The sequence below is a fragment of the Microbacterium sp. dk485 genome (assembly GCF_004570445.1).
GTDB lineage: Bacteria > Actinomycetota > Actinomycetes > Actinomycetales > Microbacteriaceae > Microbacterium > Microbacterium wangchenii.
Window position 1 is genome coordinate 668,056 of the sequence record NZ_SPQW01000001.1, and the last position, 16,719, is coordinate 684,774.

Annotated in this window: 11 protein-coding genes; all 11 read right to left on the reverse strand. The window is 71.4% G+C overall.

The genetic code is table 11. The features are described from left to right. Position 1 precedes the first annotated feature (1 nt). The 11 genes from E4V99_RS03105 to E4V99_RS03155 are packed head-to-tail and all read right to left on the reverse strand — an operon-like array spanning position 2 to position 16,417. A complete protein-coding gene (locus E4V99_RS03105) occupies positions 2 to 898 on the reverse strand; it encodes a DUF6492 family protein (RefSeq protein WP_135116385.1) in 897 nt (298 codons plus the stop codon). After that, positions 895 to 2,103 carry a glycosyltransferase family 1 protein gene (locus tag E4V99_RS03110; protein ID WP_135116386.1) on the reverse strand — a complete coding sequence of 403 codons (1,209 nt, stop codon included), beginning with the start codon at positions 2,101 to 2,103 and terminating at the stop codon, positions 895 to 897. Before E4V99_RS03110 ends, E4V99_RS03105 begins: the two co-directional genes overlap by 4 nt. After that, the gene (locus E4V99_RS03115) at positions 2,097 to 3,494 is read right to left on the reverse strand and encodes a glycosyltransferase (RefSeq protein WP_135116387.1); all 1,398 of its coding nucleotides are present in this window, start codon (positions 3,492 to 3,494) and stop codon (positions 2,097 to 2,099) included. The genes E4V99_RS03110 and E4V99_RS03115 overlap by 7 nt, the downstream gene beginning before the upstream one ends. Next, the gene (locus E4V99_RS03120; protein WP_135116388.1) at positions 3,491 to 5,020 is read right to left on the reverse strand and encodes an oligosaccharide flippase family protein; all 1,530 of its coding nucleotides are present in this window, start codon (positions 5,018 to 5,020) and stop codon (positions 3,491 to 3,493) included. Before E4V99_RS03120 ends, E4V99_RS03115 begins: the two co-directional genes overlap by 4 nt. Before the next feature lies 1 nt (position 5,021). Further along, on the reverse strand, positions 5,022 to 6,062 hold the full coding sequence (locus tag E4V99_RS03125; RefSeq protein WP_135116389.1) for a glycosyltransferase: 1,041 nt from the start codon (positions 6,060 to 6,062) through the stop codon (positions 5,022 to 5,024). Continuing rightward, positions 6,017 to 7,147, reverse strand: coding sequence for a DegT/DnrJ/EryC1/StrS family aminotransferase (locus E4V99_RS03130; RefSeq protein ID WP_135116390.1), 1,131 nt, complete (start codon positions 7,145 to 7,147; stop codon positions 6,017 to 6,019). Before E4V99_RS03130 ends, E4V99_RS03125 begins: the two co-directional genes overlap by 46 nt. Beyond that, positions 7,144 to 7,779 carry an acetyltransferase gene (locus E4V99_RS03135; protein ID WP_348630728.1) on the reverse strand — a complete coding sequence of 212 codons (636 nt, stop codon included), beginning with the start codon at positions 7,777 to 7,779 and terminating at the stop codon, positions 7,144 to 7,146. Before E4V99_RS03135 ends, E4V99_RS03130 begins: the two co-directional genes overlap by 4 nt. Then, entirely contained in the window at positions 7,776 to 8,924 is a 1,149-nt protein-coding gene (locus E4V99_RS03140; protein WP_135116391.1) for a DegT/DnrJ/EryC1/StrS family aminotransferase, read from the reverse strand. The genes E4V99_RS03135 and E4V99_RS03140 overlap by 4 nt, the downstream gene beginning before the upstream one ends. Then, a complete protein-coding gene (locus E4V99_RS03145) occupies positions 8,921 to 9,916 on the reverse strand; it encodes an NAD-dependent epimerase/dehydratase family protein (protein WP_135116392.1) in 996 nt (331 codons plus the stop codon). The genes E4V99_RS03140 and E4V99_RS03145 overlap by 4 nt, the downstream gene beginning before the upstream one ends. A 27-nt stretch (positions 9,917 to 9,943) precedes the next feature. Continuing rightward, on the reverse strand, positions 9,944 to 10,993 hold the full coding sequence (locus E4V99_RS03150; RefSeq protein WP_135116393.1) for a Gfo/Idh/MocA family oxidoreductase: 1,050 nt from the start codon (positions 10,991 to 10,993) through the stop codon (positions 9,944 to 9,946). A 45-nt stretch (positions 10,994 to 11,038) separates the two neighbouring features. After that, positions 11,039 to 16,417 carry a DUF4082 domain-containing protein gene (locus tag E4V99_RS03155; protein WP_209305577.1) on the reverse strand — a complete coding sequence of 1,793 codons (5,379 nt, stop codon included), beginning with the start codon at positions 16,415 to 16,417 and terminating at the stop codon, positions 11,039 to 11,041. Positions 16,418 to 16,719: the final 302 nt, after the last annotated feature.

Below are 16,719 nucleotides of genomic sequence, written 5' to 3' on the forward strand. Positions count from 1 at the left end.
CTCACGGTGCGGCCGAGGCGACCCGGCGGATCGCTTCGCGCCGTACCGCGAGGTCGGTGCCGGACTTCGCCGAGATCATGACGGCGACGTCGTCGTCCGACACGTCGGCGAGGAAACGGTCCAGCGCGACCCGATCGAGGGCGCGCTCGTCCGAGAAGCTCGGGCAGTGCATGTCTGCTGTAACCGGAAGCGGCTCGACCGGACCCCGCCCGTACTCGGCGAACACGCCGTAGAGGACCATCTCGGAGAAGTGCAGCCGGCGCCCCACCGCGACCGGCCACGCCGTGCCGGCGACCCGCTGGACGCGTGCGAGGGCGGCACGCACGACCGCCGGGTCCCACACGCACGGCCAGCAGATGTAGTCGGGCCGGGGCTGCGCGGCGTCCGGCGCGAGCCCCAGGAGCTCGCGGGCCGCGCGGTCCCACAGCAGGTGCCGTGGGAGGTGGTCCGTCACGGCGCCGTCGAGGCGGTACAGCGGGACGCGTCCGTCCACGAGGAAGTCCGAGAGCGCGAACGGGCGCACGAACTCGACGTCCGAATCCACGACGAGGACGGCGTCGGCGGTGCTCGCTGCCACGGCCTGGAGCTTCACGATCTGCTGCGCGATCCATCCGCGCACCGGCGGCCACGGCGCCCGGACGCTCAGCCACATGTTCATGCGGGGCAGGCGCACGAAGCCGCGCGGCATGATGTCGCGCGTCGCGATCACCGTCGCGCCCTCCGCCTCGAGCGGCCGGAACAGGGTGAGATCGCTCGGCGGGACGACCACGGTGTGCCGCGTTCCGATGGGAGCGAAACGGCGGACGCTGCGCACGAGGTCCCCGCACAGCTCGCGATCCGGCGCGTAGCTGGGCGTGATGATCTCCATGCGGCGCGGCGCCGCGGCCTGGACGCTCATCGCTGCGACTCCGCGGGGACGCCGAGATGAGCGAGGAACGCCTCCGCGGTCTCCTCCCACGAAGGGCCGCGCCAGGCCGCGACGGCACGGGCGCGCGCCTGCTGCTCGGCGGCGGACGCCCCGACGATTCGCTCGAGCACGTCTGCGATGGCCGTCGGTGTGGGGGCGGCCCACTGCGCCGCGGGGTTGTCGAACACGAGCCGTGCGGCGGCGTCCTCGTTCATCACGGGTACGGCGCCCGCCGCGGCTAGCTCGGCGGGGATGAGGGAGATGTTCGTGAACGACAGCACGAGGCCGCACACGACGGCGTTGTACAGCGCGTCGAGCTCACCCGGAGTGAGGTAGCCGTGGTTGACGACGCGCAGGCCCGTCTCGCGCACGGTGTCGCCGTACACGTGCACGGGGACATCCGGGCGACGGCGCTGGAACTCGCGCAGGGCGAGCAGTGCGAGTCGGTATCCGCGCCGTTCGTTGTTCGTCTTGGCGAAGAAGGCGACCCCCGCCCGCGGGGAGCCGTCGTCGCGGTGCGCGTAGGCGAGGGCGTCCTGCCCGAACGGCACGACATGCGACGCCACGCCCAGCTCGCGTTCCAGTGTGCGGACGACCATTGGGCCGAGCGCGATGTTGTCGAAGCCGAAGCGATAGGTGTCCTCTGCGAGCGTCGACAGAGTGCCGCGCGGCGAGAAGTACGGCTCGTAGTCTTGGATGAAGTACACCCGGCGCGCGGCCGTGTGCTCCGTGCGGGTCGCGAGCGCATGCACGGTCGGCCACGCCGATGCGACGTACGCGTCGAAACCGTCGAGCCGATCCGGAAGTGGCTGCACGTCGCAGTCGAGGTCCGGCCAGCCCCGCCGCAGCCGCTCCACGTTCACCTGGAAGTCGCCGTTGTGACGATCATAGAAGAACAGCGTGTTGGAGATGCCGGCGCGCGCGGCATGCCGGATGAGGCGGAACAGCGTCGTATGCCCGCCCGACCCGATCCCCGGCGGCACCACGATCCACGCGATGCGGGTGGGCGCCGACCTCGCGGCACGGGCCAGATGACCCGCACGGGTGGAGTCGAAGATGTCCGCCTCGTGCAGGGGGAAGTCCCGCTCCGCGAGGTCGACGGCGTCCGCGAGGCGCGACACGACTCTCTGCGCCAGCTGGCGCGGCGACTTCCGCCGCACCCGTCGCCACAGCGCGCCGACGCGGCCCGTCACCACCGGTCCCCCTCGCGCACGGTGCGCGCCGCTGCGGCGGCCGAGAGGACCTTCGCGTGCTCGCCCAGACACGCGTCGGCACTGAATCGGCGCACGGCGTCGTCCGCGACGATCTCCCGCGGAGCGAAGCCGACGTTACCGGCCGCGACGTCGCGTAGGGCCTGCACGAGCTCCTGCCGGTTGTCCTGCGGAAGGAACCGGGCGCGGGAGATCCGTTCCCAGCTGAGCAGGTCCGGAGGGATAGGCGCGGGGACGAGGATCCCCCGCGATGGGCCGCCCGCGAGCTGCTCACGCGCGCCGCCCACATCGGCGAGGATGCACGGCAGCCCCGTGCCGATCGCCTCGAGCGACGCGAGCGACCACCCTTCGAAGAACGAGTCGAGGACGAACGCATCTGCGGCCCACAGGAGAGCCGGTGCGCCGTCCAGGTGGCCGCGCAGGTGGACGCGCCCCCGGAGTCCCGCGCGGTCGCGGAGTGCCACGACCTGCGCGGCGTACGCCGGATCGTCCACCCGGCCGGCGATGAGCAGGTGCGCCTTCGGCGCGGCGCGCGCGACCTCGGCGAAGGCCGCGACGAGGCCGTAGGCGTTCTTCTGCACGCCGTGGCGCGCGAGGGAAAGGAAGAGGAACTCGTCGCTCAGGCCCAGGGCTGCCCGCACATCCGCCCGGTGATAGCGGGGCACGCGTGCAGGATCGACGGAGTTGCCGATGGCGACGACGCGCTCGGCGGGGAAGGAGAGGTCGGCGGCGCGGTACTGATCGCGGACGAGTTCGCTCACCGCGACGACGGTGTGCGCGGACGCCCGATGCGCCGCGACCTCGCGGGCGGAGCGGCCCATGACGTTGTGCACGCCGTGGAGGGTGAGGACGGACGGGATGCCGCGCTGGGCGGCGGCGGCGAGCGGCCAGATGGCGTCGGAGTGCGAGTCGAGCACGTCGGGCGCCCACGACGTCATCCAGCGCGATCCCTCCTCCGCACCCAGTGCGCGCACCTCGACGCCCTCAGCCTGGAGGTCGCGGCCCAGGCGTCCGACGCCGTCGGCCAGGACGAGGATCGCCACGGTCCACCCCGCGGCCCGGAGACCGCGCGCCAGGAAGGCCACGAACTCCTCCACGCCGCTGGCGTCCAGCGTGTCACTGACGAGGAGGCACCGCAGCGGGCGGACGACGTGCGCGCGTTCCACCTCGCTCGGCGCGTCACCCGCGGGAAGCGGCGCGGGGAGCGTCAACGCTTCGGCCGCGGCGCCGAGGAGGGGCGCGTCCCAGCCGTCGACGACACCTGCGTCGGCACGCGGCGCCCCGCGCCACCGGCCGAGCGCGGCCCGCACCGGCGCGGGCAGGGCGGCTGCCGCGCGGCGGAGCGCCAGGCCCGCGGCCCCGGGATATCTGGTCATGGTGATGCTCCCTCTTCGACAGAGCGGTCCGGGGCGTGAGCGGCGGATCCGCCGCGCGGGAATCGGGCAGTCGCACGCCGGCGCAGCAGCAGGAAGACCTCGGCGAACGCCGCGGGTGCGATGATGCGCGCCAGCAGCACGTGCACGAGCGCAATGGCGGCGCCGCCGGCGGCCACGGAGACCAGGGCAGGAAGGCCGGACAGGAGGACGAGGACGAGCCACCCGGCGGCGCCCGATCCGGCGGCCATCACGACCGCGCCTGCCAGGGGCCGCGCGACTGTCCACGGCGACGCGCCGATCGCGCGCGCGACGAGCAGCCATCGCGCGATCGTCGCGGCGGCGGCGACGATCGCGAAACCGATCGCGACTGCCACGATCCCGGACGACACCGCGACGATCGTGGCGGCGACGGTCAGAGCGTCGACGACGGCGGCGTACACCAGCCACCTGCCCGGCCGCCCGAGCCCGTAGAAGAGCCCGTGGTCGAGCACGGCGCCGAGGGTGAAGATCGCCGCGATGGCCAGCGCTTGCGCAGCGCGCGCGCTCTCCTGCCACTGCGCCCCGAACAGCAACGGCACGAGCAACGGCGAGAGCACGGCGAGAGCCGTCAGAGCGGGCGTGATCACGACGTAAGCGAGGCCCAGCGCGCGCGCATAGCCTCGGCGTAGGCGTTCGGGGTCGTCCCGCACCTGCGCGAACACGACGGTGGAGATCGGGGCGATGGCCGACGTCGCCACCTCCTGCATCGTCTGTACCAGACGCTGGGCGATGCTCAGGCGGCCCAGCGCGGCGGCGCCGAGCACGTTCGCGATGACGGCGCTCTCCGCCCACAGACGCGCCGACGACACGACGTTGACCGCGACGACCTTCGTGCCGAACCGGACCATCGCGCTCAACGTACGCCATCGGAACGCCCAGCGCGGCCGCCACCGGGACGAGATCCACGCCGCGACGAGGATGACGGCCTGCGCGACGTACGTCTGGCAGATGAGTGCCCACACACCCGCTCCCGCGAGCGCGAGCGCGATCGCGACCGCTTGCGCGAGGAGAGCCGCCACCACGGACTGCACGGCGAGTGCGCGGAACCGCAGGCCGCGGCGGAGCACCGCCACAGGTACGGCCGACAAGGCCACCAGGAGGATGGCGGGCGTCACCCCCAGGATCACGACCGCCACGCCCGGCGCGCCGAAGAGGATCTCCAGCAGCGGCGCGGTCGCGGCGAGCGCTGCAGCCAGCACCGTCCCAGACGCGGCGGAGTACCAGAACGCGGTGCTCGCCGTCGTCTCGTCCAACTCGCCGAGCTGCATGAGGTACGTGCCGAATCCGAGGTCGGCGATGAGGTAGACGAGGGGAAGGATCGTCATGGCGATCGCGACGAACCCGAAGTCGGACGGCGTGAGCAGCCGTGCGAGGACGATCAGCGTCAGGAAGCCGCCGGCCTTGGCCACCCATGTCTGCGCCGCGATCCAGGCGACCCCCGCCTTCGCGCGGCGGGCGGTGTGGTCCTCCTTCGGCACGACGGACACGTCAGCGCCCTCCGCGCTGTGCGATCATCGCGCCGGCCGCCCGGCGCTGCACCTCGTCTGGCGAGATCTCCTCGGCGAAGCGGGCAAAGTCGATCGCCGTGTCCGACGCCGCATCCGCGGCCTCGCGCGCGGCCGCCAGAGCTTCCGCGGCGAGCGTCCGCAGTCCGGTGATGAGGATGTCGTCGCCCCCCTCCAGATGCCGTAGTGCCGCGAACGCCGCGTGCTTCTGGCGCAGGTCGTCCATCCGCAGGGGGAAGGCGGTCAGATGCATGTTCGCACCGTGCACGCGGTAGTAGGCCTGCGGGATGCCGCGCAGCTGCGCGATGCGACCGTGCGCCGCCGCACGGATCCAGTACTCCAGGTCGGCGGCGTGCGGGAGCCGCGGGTTGTACGGGCCGATCGCGCGCAGGACATCCGTGCGCAGAATCGCCTCGGGCGAGATGATGGGGTTCCACCCGGTCTGCGCGATACGGAGCGCCCACGCACGTCCCGAGTGGATGCGCCACCCCCCGACCCGCCGCGCGGGCGGCAGGGGCTCGTCGGAGAACCGCACCAGCTTGCCGTAGGCGAGCGACACATCCGGTCGGGATTGCAGAAGTGCGACAGCCCGGTCGAACGCGCCAGGGGCGACGAGATCATCTGCCGAGACGAGGGCGACGAACTCCGTGTCCACGGCCTCGAGGCCGTCGTTGTAGGTGCGGATGTGTCCTTGGTTCGTTTCATGCGGGATGACGCTCACGCGGCTGTCCGCGGCTGCGATGTCGCGCGCGACCGCGAGCGAATCGTCCGGGGAGGCGTCGTCGACGATGATGACCCGCATGTCGACATGACGCTGGGCAAGAGCGGAGTGAACCGCCGCGCGGAGGTAGTGACCGTACCGATAGCACGGGATGACCACCGTCGCGCCCGCGCTCCGGCGGGGCCGACCGGGCAGGATGACCGGCCCCCGGGCGGACCATCGCGGCCCCGGGCGTGTCGGTGTGGCGGCGGGCATCCTCATCCCACCGGCTCCAGCGCGGAGCGCATCGAGCGGGCCAGGCATGCCGCCACCCGCTCCTGCTGCTCCTCGAGCAGGTGCGGGAACATCGGCAGGGAGAGGATGCGGTCTGCCGCCGCCTCGGCGACGGGGAACTGTCCGCGCCGGTACCCGAGGTGCGCATACGCGTCGGTGAGGTGCACGGGGGTCGGGTAGTGGATCCCGGCTCCGATGCCGGCGGCGGTGAGTTCGGCGAGCACCCGGTCCCGTTCCTGCACCCGGATGACGTAGAGGTGCCACACGTCGGAGTTGCCCGGGCGCACGGCGGGGAGGCGCACGCCGTCGATCCCGCTCAGGATCTGCCCGTACCACGCGGCGGCCTCCTGACGTGCGGAGTTCCACGCATCCAGGTGGCGGAGTTTCGCGCGCAGCACGGTGGCTTGCACCGCATCCAGTCGCGCGTTGAATCCGATGCGATGGTGCACGTACTTCACGGCGCTGCCGTGCGCCGACATCTCCCGGACGATCCCGGCCAGCTCGGCGTCGTCGGTCATGACGGCACCGCCGTCGCCGGCGGCCCCGAGGTTCTTGCCGGGGTAGAAGCTCGTCGCCGCGATGCGGCCGAGCGACCCCGCCCGGCCCGCCGGCGAGGACGCACCCTGCGACTGGGCCGCGTCCTCGATGAGGGGGACGCCGTGGCGCAGTGCGAGAGGAGCGAGCGCCTCGATCGGCGCGGTCTGCCCGAACAGGTGCACCGGCACGATGGCGCGCGTGCGTTCGGTCACGGCAGCCTCGACGGCATCCGGATCGAGGAGCAGGTACTCGTCCTCGACGTCGACGAACACCGGCACGGCGCCGATGCGGGAGGCCGCCTCCGCGGTCGCGATGAACGTGTTGGCCGGCATGATGACCTCGTCCCCCGGTCCGACACCGGCGGCACGATAGGCCAGCTCGAGCGCATCGGTGCCGTTGGAGACGCCGATCACGTGTTCGACGCCGAGGTACGCGGCGTACTCGGTCTCGAACGCCTGGACTTCGGGCCCGCCGACGAAGGCGGCCGAGCGGAACTGCTCGCGCCACTTCGGCAGCACTTCGTCGATGATCTCCGCCTGCTGCGCGGACAGGTCCAGGAACGGCACGTTCTCGGTCATTTCTTCTCCCCCAGTCGTCGGGCCGGCACGCCGGCCCAGGTCTCACCGTCGGGGACGTCGCCGACGACGGCCGCCGACATCCCCACCGTCGCGGCGGCGCCGATCGACAGCCTCTGCCGCACCGCGCAGTTCATGCCGAGGTACGCGGCTTCCCCCACGCGGACGCCCCCGGCGAGCGAGACTCCCGAGGCCAACGTGGCATAGTCCGCCACGACGGCGTCGTGCGCGATCGTGCCGTGCGGCATCACCACCACGTGCTGCCCGAGCACGGCATCGGCGGTGACCACGACCGCATCCAGGAGGATGCTCCCGGCGCCCACCTCGCTCGTGGTGCCGATGCGTGCCGACCGCGCCACGAACCTCGCGTAACGGTCGTCGGGCACGCCGAGGCGGGCGAGCCGGCGGACGACCTCGCGCCGGGCTTCACTCGGCCCGATGCAGACCAGCAGCTGCTCCGTGCGGGTGGCCGCGTCGCCGACCGGTCCGAGGACGGGCACTCCGCCGATCTCCTCGCCGTGCAGCCGCACGTCGTCGTCGAGCAGGCCGACCACGCCCGTGATGCCGGCGGCGAGCACTTCGCGCGCCAGACCGCTCGCCCCCACCAGGAGCAGCCCCTCGGACACGGCTCTCATCCCGTCGGCTCGCGCAGCACCGCGATCACACGGTCCTGCTCGGCGGTCGTCATCGTGTGGAACAGCGGCAGGATCAGGGTGCGGTCGGTGAGCCGGGCCGTGACCGGCAGCGTCGCATCCGTTCCGGCGTCGCGGTAGGGGGCGTGCCGATGCGCGGCCATGATGCCGCGGCGTGCCGAGATGCCGGCCTCGGCCAGCGCGAGGAGCAGCTGCTCCCGGTCGAGCGGATAGTCCTCCCCCACCTCGACCCACAGCGACTGGAAGTTACTCGTCCCCCAGGCCGGGTCATCCACCAGACGCAGGCCTCGAATGCCGGCGATCTCCTGTCGATAGCGGGCGGCGTTCACCCGCCGTCGGCCCACCACCTCGGGCAGCTTGGACAGCTGAACGATGCCGACGGCGGCCTGCAGGTCCGTCATCCGGAAGTTGAAGCCGATCTCGGCGTACTCCTCCGGAGGCGACACGAGGCTGGAGTGGCGCTCTGCGGCCGAGACGCTCATCGCATGCTCGCGGAGCGTGCGCGCCCGCGCGGCCCACCCGGAGTGGTTCGTGGTGAGCATGCCGCCTTCGCCGGTGGTGAGGATCTTGCGCGGGTGGAACGACCAGGCCGTCAGCTCCGCGCCGGCGCCCACTGGCCGGCCCTTGTAGGTCGACCCGGCACCGCACGCGGCATCCTCGATCACGACGATGCCGCGCGGGTCGCACACGGCGCGCACGGCGTCGAGGTCGACCGGCACACCGCCCTGGTCGACGATGATCACCGCTCGGGTGGCGGGCGTCAGCGCGGCCTCGACCGTCTCGGCCGTCACGTTGCCGGTGAGCGCGTCGACGTCGGCGAACACCGGCCGCGCACCGACGTAGGTCGGCGCGTTCGCGGTGGCGATGAAGGAGAAGGAGGGCACCACGACGTCATCGCCGCTGCCCACACCGGCCACGATGAGCGCGAGGTGCAGCGCCGTGGTGCAGTTGGACACCGCCACGGCCTCGCGCGTGTGCATCGCGCGCGCGAAGGCGCGTTCGAACTCGGCGACCTTGGGACCCTGGGCGACCCACCCGGACTCGATGACCGCGGTGACCGCGGCGACCTCGTCGGCGCCGAGCCACGGCGTCATGACGTGAATGCGCGACTCCTGAACGGTGCTCATACCGCCACCGCCGTCCGGCCCAGCGCGATCTCCTGGCGGAGCGGACGCCACCACTCCACGAGCATCCGCAGGCCTTCTTCGAGGCCGATCTCCGAGGTGAACCCGAGGTCGCGCCGGGCCGCCTCCGTGTCGGCGAGGCGGCGGACGACGCCGTTGACGGCGCGGTCGGGGCCGTGTTCGACCGGGAGATCGGAGTCCATCGCCCGCAGCAGGGCCTCGGCCAGGCCCAGCAGGCTCGTCTCGGTGCCGCTGGCGATGTTGTACACCCCTTCGACGACATCGCTCTCGGCGGCGAGGATGTTGGCGCGGGCGATGTCGGGCACGCACACGAAGTCCATCGTCTGCTGCCCGTCGCCGAAGATGAGCGGGGGGCGGCCGTCGGCGATGCGCTCCATCCACCGGACCAGCACCTCGGTGTAGAGGCCGTGGACGTCCATGCGGGGCCCGTACACGTTGAAGTAGCGCAGCAGCACGTAGTCCAGCCCCTGCATCGCGCGGAAGCTGCGCACCAGCCCTTCGTTGAACGACTTCGCCGCCCCGTAGAGGGTGTCGTTGTTGTGGTGGTGATGCCGTTCGCCGGTGGGGAATTCCTCCGCCATCCCGTACACAGAAGCGCTGGACGCGGCGATCAGCTTGCCGACGCGGTGGCGTGCCGCTGCCTCGACGACGTTGAACGTGCCGTCGACGAGCACCTCGAGGGCCAGGCGCGGTTCTTCGGCGCACTGCGTGATGCGGATGGCGGCCTGGTGGAAGACCACATCCTTGCCCGCGACGAGGTCATCGACCAGTCCTCCATCGCGGATGTCGCCGTCCACGAGCTCGACGCGGCCGGAAGCGAGAGCGTCGTCCAGATTCGCCCGCCGGCCCCGGACGAGATTGTCCAGCACCTGGATGCGGCCGGCGCCGGCTTCCAGCAACTGGTCGACGAGCGTCGACCCGATGGTTCCTGCACCGCCTGTGACCAGTACATCGGCCCCTACGAGCTTCGTCACGAGATTCCCCTTAGTGTCGTTCGGTCTTCAGAGCGCGGCGGCGCCCATGAGTTGCGGTGCACCGGCGCCGACGAGACTGCCGGTGGCCGCCTCCAGCACCGAGAGCACCCGGAGTCCTGCTTCACCGCTCGTACGGGCGGGGCGGCCGTCGCGGATCGCGGCGGCGAACTCCGTCGCCACGTTCGCGAGCGCCTCACCCTCCGGCAGCGCCGGAGCCCACGTGTCGCCGAGGCGGTAGGAGATGTTGGCCGCGCGCGCGTCGGCGGTCGTGCTCTTGGACACCTCGGCGATGTCGACGCCGCGGTCGTACACGCTCACCCGCTGCTGCGGGTTGAGGTCGTCCCACACGAGCGTGCGCTTGGTGCCGCCGATGACCATCTGGCGGATCTTGGTCGGGCTGAGCCAGTTGACGTGCACGTGCGCGACCGCGCCGCCGGCCAGAGGCATGGCGAGGTACCCGATGCACGACTTGCCGGTGCGCAGCGGGTCGGCGCCATGGGCCGAGACGCTCGTGACGTCGAGCCCACCGGGCAGGACGAAGTCCATGATCGCGAGGTCGTGCGGTGCGAGGTCCCAGAACACGTCGACGTCGGGCTGGATGAGGCCCAGGTTGATGCGCACGCTGTCGACGAAGAGGATGTCGCCGAGGAACCCCTCGGCGATGAGTTCGCGGATCTTCAGCACGGCCGGCGTGTAGCAGTACGTGTGATCGGCCATGAGCACGAGGCCCTGCTCCGCCGCCCGGCGGACCATCTGCGTGCCCGACTCGTGACTGTCGGCCAGCGGCTTCTCCACGATGACGTGCTTGCCCGCATTCAACGCCGCCATCACGATCGGATGGTGCGTGCGGGCGGGCGTGGCGATCGCGACGGCGTCGATGAGCGGATCCCGCAGCACATCGCCGAGGTCGCCGGTCACCGGTGCACCTCCCACCGACTCGGCGACGCCTCGAGCACGGGCGAGATCGAGGTCGCAGATCGCGGCCAGATTCCACGCCGGGTTGTTGCGGAAATTGCGGGCCAGGTTCGGTCCCCAATATCCAGCGCCGACGACGGCGATGTTCAGTCTGTCGTTCACGGATTCCCCAATCCCCAGTTGCGTTCCCCAGCGTGCGGCCGTCGTTCAGCCGCTGCTTTCGAACAGGACGTCCACCCAGTAGTTGTGGGTGGAGAGTTGCACCGGATACGACCGCCCGTAGGTGAAGGCGCTGCCGTTGGCCGGGACGGTGAAGGGTCCGGTCGTGGTCTGCGCCCCGAACCCGTCGAAGTCGATGGCATAGCGTCCGGTGGTGCTGTGCAGCCCGACGCGATACTCGACTCCGGCCTCCAGCGGGACGGGAGAGGCGAACAAGGCGGTCTGCCATCCCTCCGCCGTCTCGTCGGCGAACGCCACCTCAGCGATGCGGTTGCCTGCCGGATCCCATAGGTAACCGGTGTGCACACCGGTGTTGGCGGCGCCCTTGTAGAAGCGCACACCGGTCACCTCTCCCGGCGCCGCCACGAGGAAGCGCGTCGCGACCTGCGCCTCGTTCGTGTCATCCCACCACGGGTGCTGCGGGGTGGCCTGGCCCAGGAGGGAGTGCACCTGCACCTCTCCCGGCTCCCGCACGGTCGTGAAGCTCCAGGTTCCCCCGTCGACGGCGCGCCCCGGGGCCGTCACCGTCGCTGTGTACGAGCGCGACCACTCCAGCGGCTCGGCGGGAGTGAAGACCAGCGCTCCGGTCGCGGCGTCGTACGCGCTCTCGCCGGCCACCGGCGAGTCGCCGGGCCCGCGCAGCGCGAGCTCGGCCGCCGCGGGGGCGGGTTGCAGCGCCGCCGACACCGTCGTCGTCGGCGCCACATCCCGCTCCTGCTCGGCGGGCTGGACGTCCTGCACCGTGACGGGTCCCGACGGATCCGGCGCCGGGGCGTCCGCGAAGACCACCTCCGCGTCGACGAAGTACGCCGACGACCGCCACGAGCCGGTGGGATATCCGCCGGCTGCTGCGTAAAGGAAGCGTCCGTTGTGCCCCGCAGGCGCAGTGAGGGGCCCGTCCGATCGTGCCGAGGTGAAGTAGTCGTCCTCGCGCGAGTACCGGCCCTGCGGCGCGAAGTACGACACGACGTACGTCTCGCCGGGCTGCACCGTCACGGGAGCGGGCAGGTGCACGCGCTGCCATCCGGAGGCGGTCTCGTTCGCGAACGTGGCCGTAATCAGCCGGTCGCCCTGCGAATTCCACAGCGACCCGACGTGCGTCCCGGTGTTGCCGGGGCCCTTGTAGAAGCGCAGGGCCGTCACCTGCCCGGGGCGGTCCACCGTGAACGCGGTGCCGACCTCGACGGCGTCCGTGTCGGACGTGGCGGCGATCGCGGGCGCGCGGTCGCCGAAGACCGTCACGGTCATCCCCGCGTCCTCGGACGGAGCAGTGGTGAAGATCCACTGATCCACGACGGCGCCACCGTTCCGCACCGTCACGGTATGCACCGTGCCGGCAGCCAGCCCCGCGGCGGGGGCGAACGTCACGGTGCGCGTCGCCGCGGCGTATTCGGAGGTGCCGGCGACGGGCGCTCCGCCCGCGCTCACCTCGATCGCAGGCGAAGACGGCGTGCCGCCGAACGTCGCGGAGATGACGGCATCGGGCGCGACGTCCTGGCCCACCGGGGTGCGTGCCGTGACAGCGGGACCCGCGGGAGCCGCCGGCCGGAACTCGATGTCGGCGAAGTAGTTGCTCGCGCGCCAGCTGTCGCCGGGCACGAGACCGCCCGGGCCGTAGCGGAAGCGCCCGTTGTCGCCGGTCACCGTCGTAAGCGATCCGCTGGACAGCGGGGTCCCGAGTCCTTCATGCGTGAAGCCGTAGGCGCCGTGGCTGGAGTGGTAGGAAACGGTGTAGGTCACGCCGGGGAGCAGAGCTACGGGTGTCGTGAGCTCGGCGCGTTGCCATCCAGACGGACTCTCGGCCGTGAACTCGACGTGGGCGAGCCGCTGACCGTCCGGCCCCCATAGGGATCCCGTGTGCACCCCGGTGTCGCCGGCGACCTTGTAGAACCGCAGCGCCGTCACGGTGCCGGCTGCCGACGACGTGAACGCCATACCGAGTTCCACTGCGGGAGAGCCAGCCGGAGTGATCGACTGCGGCGTGCTCGTCCCGAGCAGCGTGAGAGAAGCCGCCGCCGCCCCGACCGTGAAGGACCACGTCTGATCGTCGGCAGCAGCGCCGTCCGTCGAGCGCACGCCGGTGAGGGAGACCACGACGTGCGCGCCCTCGGGCAGTCTCGTGTCCGGCTGGAAGGTGATCGTCCGCCCGTCGGGCGAGATCGTCCAGTTTCCCGCGACGGCTGCTCCGTCGCCTGTGACCACCCCGGCGAACTCGGGCTCGATGGCTCGGTCGAACGTCGCGGACACCGTGGCCGATGCCGCGGCAACAGCACCCGCCTCGGGGGTGCGCGCGACGATCAAGGGAGGCGGGGCGTCCGGCTCGAACACGACATCGACGCCGTAGTCGGTCGCTGATCCCTCGGCCGGATACGCGCCGTGGTAAGTGAAGACCGCACCTCCGGCCCCCACGCTCAGCGGACCTCGCTCGTAGGCGGTGGTGAACACACCGGGTGTCGCGGAGTAACCGCCCCGTGGCGCGAGGTAGGAGGCGACGTACGTGCGCCCTCCCTCGACCTCGACGGGGGCGTCGAACTCCGCGGTCTGCCATCCCCCGGCGGTCTCGTTCGCGAACTCGACGTGCGCCATGGCTTCGCGGTCGCTGTCCCACAGGGTCCCCGTGTGTTCTCCCGCGTTGCCCGGGCCCTTGAAGAAGCGCAGCGCCGTGATAACGCCGTCGGACGAAGGGGTGAAGGTCACGCCCAGCGTGACCGGTCCGGCATCGTCAACGGACGCGATCGACGGCGACCGGCTTTCGTTGAACAGACTGCACGGGCAGTCGCCTTCGGCGCGGTCGGGCGCGCGCGTGGTGAAGCTCCAAGCATCCTCCTCACCGACCTGGATCGCGTCGCCGCCCACGGTGACGGTGACCGTATACGTGGTGCTCGCCGCGAGCGGAGCGTGCGGGATGAAGCGCACGGTGCGCGAGGGCGCGTCGAAGGACAGATCGCCCGCAACCACCTCGCCGCCCGCGCCGGCGACGTGGAGACCGACGGCGCCCGGATCGATGGCGCGCGACAGCGTCGCGGTGACGGCCGCATCCAGCGCGATGCTCGACGTCCCGGTCGCCGGAGTGGACGCCAGCACACGCAGCGGCGAGGTGTCGGTGAACTCGAATACCACGTCGACGAAGTAGTTCGATTCTCCGAAGCTGGATGCCGGGAACTCCCCGGGCGCCCCGAACACGCCTGCGGCGCCCGCGCCCACCGCCGATGCGACGGAGAGCGGGCTGGAGGCGGCGGACCGGTAGGGCCAGTAGCGCGCGTCCATCGCGTAGCCGCCTGCCGGCGCGGTGTAGGAGACGGTGTAGGTGCGGCCTGCCGTCACGGGGACAGCGGAGGCGAAGCGGGCGCCCTGCCATCCCTCCCCCGTCCCGCCCGGGAAGACGACCTGGTCGAGCCGGCGGCCGGCGTCGTCCCACAGGGAGCCGACCTGCGTGCCGGTGTTGCGCTCTCCCTTGAAGAAGCGCACGCCGCTGACGAAACCGTCCACCTCGGGAGTGAAACGCAGTCCCAGTTCGACCGGGCGGTCGTCCGCAGCCGAGGTGTTGAGTGGGACCTCGTCGCCGAAGACGGTGTACGGCCCCGTCACGGCGACGGTGCGCTGCACCCCGACGGTGGCGAAATTGGCGCTGTCGTCGATCGCCCGCGCAAGGATCGTCGCGCTCGCGGCGCCCTGCTGGACGTACTCGTACGACCACTCCTCGGTCCCCTCCGCGGGATGCCAGGATATTCCGCCGTCCGTGGATACTTCGACTCCGGCCACCCGGCCGCCCCCGTCCGAGGCCGTGCCCGTGACCAGGACGGTCGCTCCGTGCGCGACCGTCTCCCCCTCCTGCGGGCTGGTGATGACCGTCTCGGGCGCGATGGTGTCATGGCTGGGCGCCGCGGCGGCGAGCCCATGCTGCAGCGACCCCGGCTGGGCGCCCATGTCGGCGAGGAGGTTCACCTGCGCCTGCTGCATCCGACGATCGGGAGGAGCCCCGTTGCCGTCGTGTCCATCGTCGAGCCCCCATCCCCACTGGACGGTCGCGGCCGAGAAGACGAGCGCGCCGCTGGCGGCCCTGTACAGCGTCACGTGGTGGCGGGTGGTGCCCTCCACCAGGGTGTTGCCGTAGTCGGTGAGGTATTGCGGCGTCGGACCGATCGTGGTGGACAGGCGGATGAGCCCGGGCGGACGGTGGCCGTTGTCGATGTCCTCGTTCGACTCGTACCCCACGGTGTGCGGGGCGAGCGGCGCGGTCTCGTCCTCATCGAGGTCGTCCAGTCCGGTGTACCGCCACAGGCGGAAGCCGCCCTGCTCGCCGGCGACCGTCAGCGCCAGATCGTCGTGGTTGACCATGTACATGGTGCCGATGAGCGCATTCTCCGGCGACGCGCCGCCGTTCTCCGCCGCAGCGAACCGCGGGTCGCGCCACGTACCCGTCCACTCGGGGCTCGGATCGATCTTCCCGCCGCCAAGGTGATCGCGGTCGCCCCACGTCTCCTTGTACGACACCAGCGTGCGGCGGTCGCCCTGCTCGCCGACGGTCGAGGGCTCGTACCGCGTGCGCCAGTACCCTTCGTTGCCCGCGAGGAACTGCAGGTTCACGCCGGCGTCGCGGGCGGCCTCGATGTTGGCCCGCTGCGCACCCGACCAGTACTCGTCGTGCCCGACGGAGAGGAACACCTTGTGGTTGAGCAGCTCTGCTCCGCGGCGGTCGGTGTCCATGCCGGCGATATAGCTCATGTCGTAGCCGTTGCGCTCGAGGAACCGCACCGTGGCGTACTCGGAGCTGAAGTAGAAGTCTCGCTTCTCGATCCCGCCTCGGGTGGCGAACGGACGGTTGTAGCTGATCTTGTAGGCCCGGCCGTTGGCCGCGCCCTGGTAGAAGTCCGACCCGCCGTAGGTGTTGTACGCGTGCCACGTCGGGTCGGAGGTCTGGAAGAGCACGTCGGAGGTGTTGCCGTCGCGGCGGACGATGAAGATGATGTGGCTGGCGCCGCCGGTGTCGGTGCGCTCGAGCCGCGCGAGGTAGACGCCCGAGACGGCGTGCTCGGGCACGTCCCAGGAGGCCGACACGTCCCACGTGCCGCAGTCGTACAGCTCGGTGGCGAGGTCGGAGAGGCACTCGTCCTGTACCTGCGGCAGGGGCGCCGACGGCTCCACGCTGTCGATCAGACGCGCGCCCAGGCCCTGATACCAGCCGGTGCGGTAGATGTCGATGTCGTAGTCCGCGGCATCCGTGTCGATCTTGAAGTCGACGCGATCACCTGCGTTGACGCTGATGTCGGTCGCGAAGCCCTGGATGCTGGGGTCGCCGGCACCATCGATGTCCCACACGTCGGGATCGGTGCCGGGTTCGCGGTTCTCGCACTCGATCGGATTCACCCCATGACCGCAGGGGCTCGGTGCCGTGGCGCGCGCCGGCGGAGCAGGCGCGACGACGAGCGACGTGACGAGAGCGCCCAGCACAGCGAGCGCGATGATGCGTGCACGAGTCGACCGTTCCCGATCGACGACGAGCGTCGAGTACCCCAATTTTTCCCCAGACCACCCGCTGCACTCCCAAGCGCTGCGGGCTTTCCGCCCCCCGGCGGACCCCAGTCCGCCCGAAGACGGATATCCATGACAGGCGACGCTCGCTCCGTGACCGGTGCAGAGTCGTCTGTATCCCCGCGGCGAGTATAGCG

Coding starts and splice junctions, on each gene's coding strand:
- E4V99_RS03135 (WP_348630728.1), bottom strand. CDS start 7,779: ATGAGAGCCGTGTCCGAGGGGCTGCTCCTGGTGGGGGCGAGCGGTCTG.
- E4V99_RS03105 (WP_135116385.1), bottom strand. CDS start 898: ATGAGCGTCCAGGCCGCGGCGCCGCGCCGCATGGAGATCATCACGCCC.
- E4V99_RS03130 (WP_135116390.1), bottom strand. CDS start 7,147: ATGACCGAGAACGTGCCGTTCCTGGACCTGTCCGCGCAGCAGGCGGAG.
- E4V99_RS03125 (WP_135116389.1), bottom strand. CDS start 6,062: ATGCCTGGCCCGCTCGATGCGCTCCGCGCTGGAGCCGGTGGGATGAGG.
- E4V99_RS03140 (WP_135116391.1), bottom strand. CDS start 8,924: ATGAGCACCGTTCAGGAGTCGCGCATTCACGTCATGACGCCGTGGCTC.
- E4V99_RS03115 (WP_135116387.1), bottom strand. CDS start 3,494: ATGACCAGATATCCCGGGGCCGCGGGCCTGGCGCTCCGCCGCGCGGCA.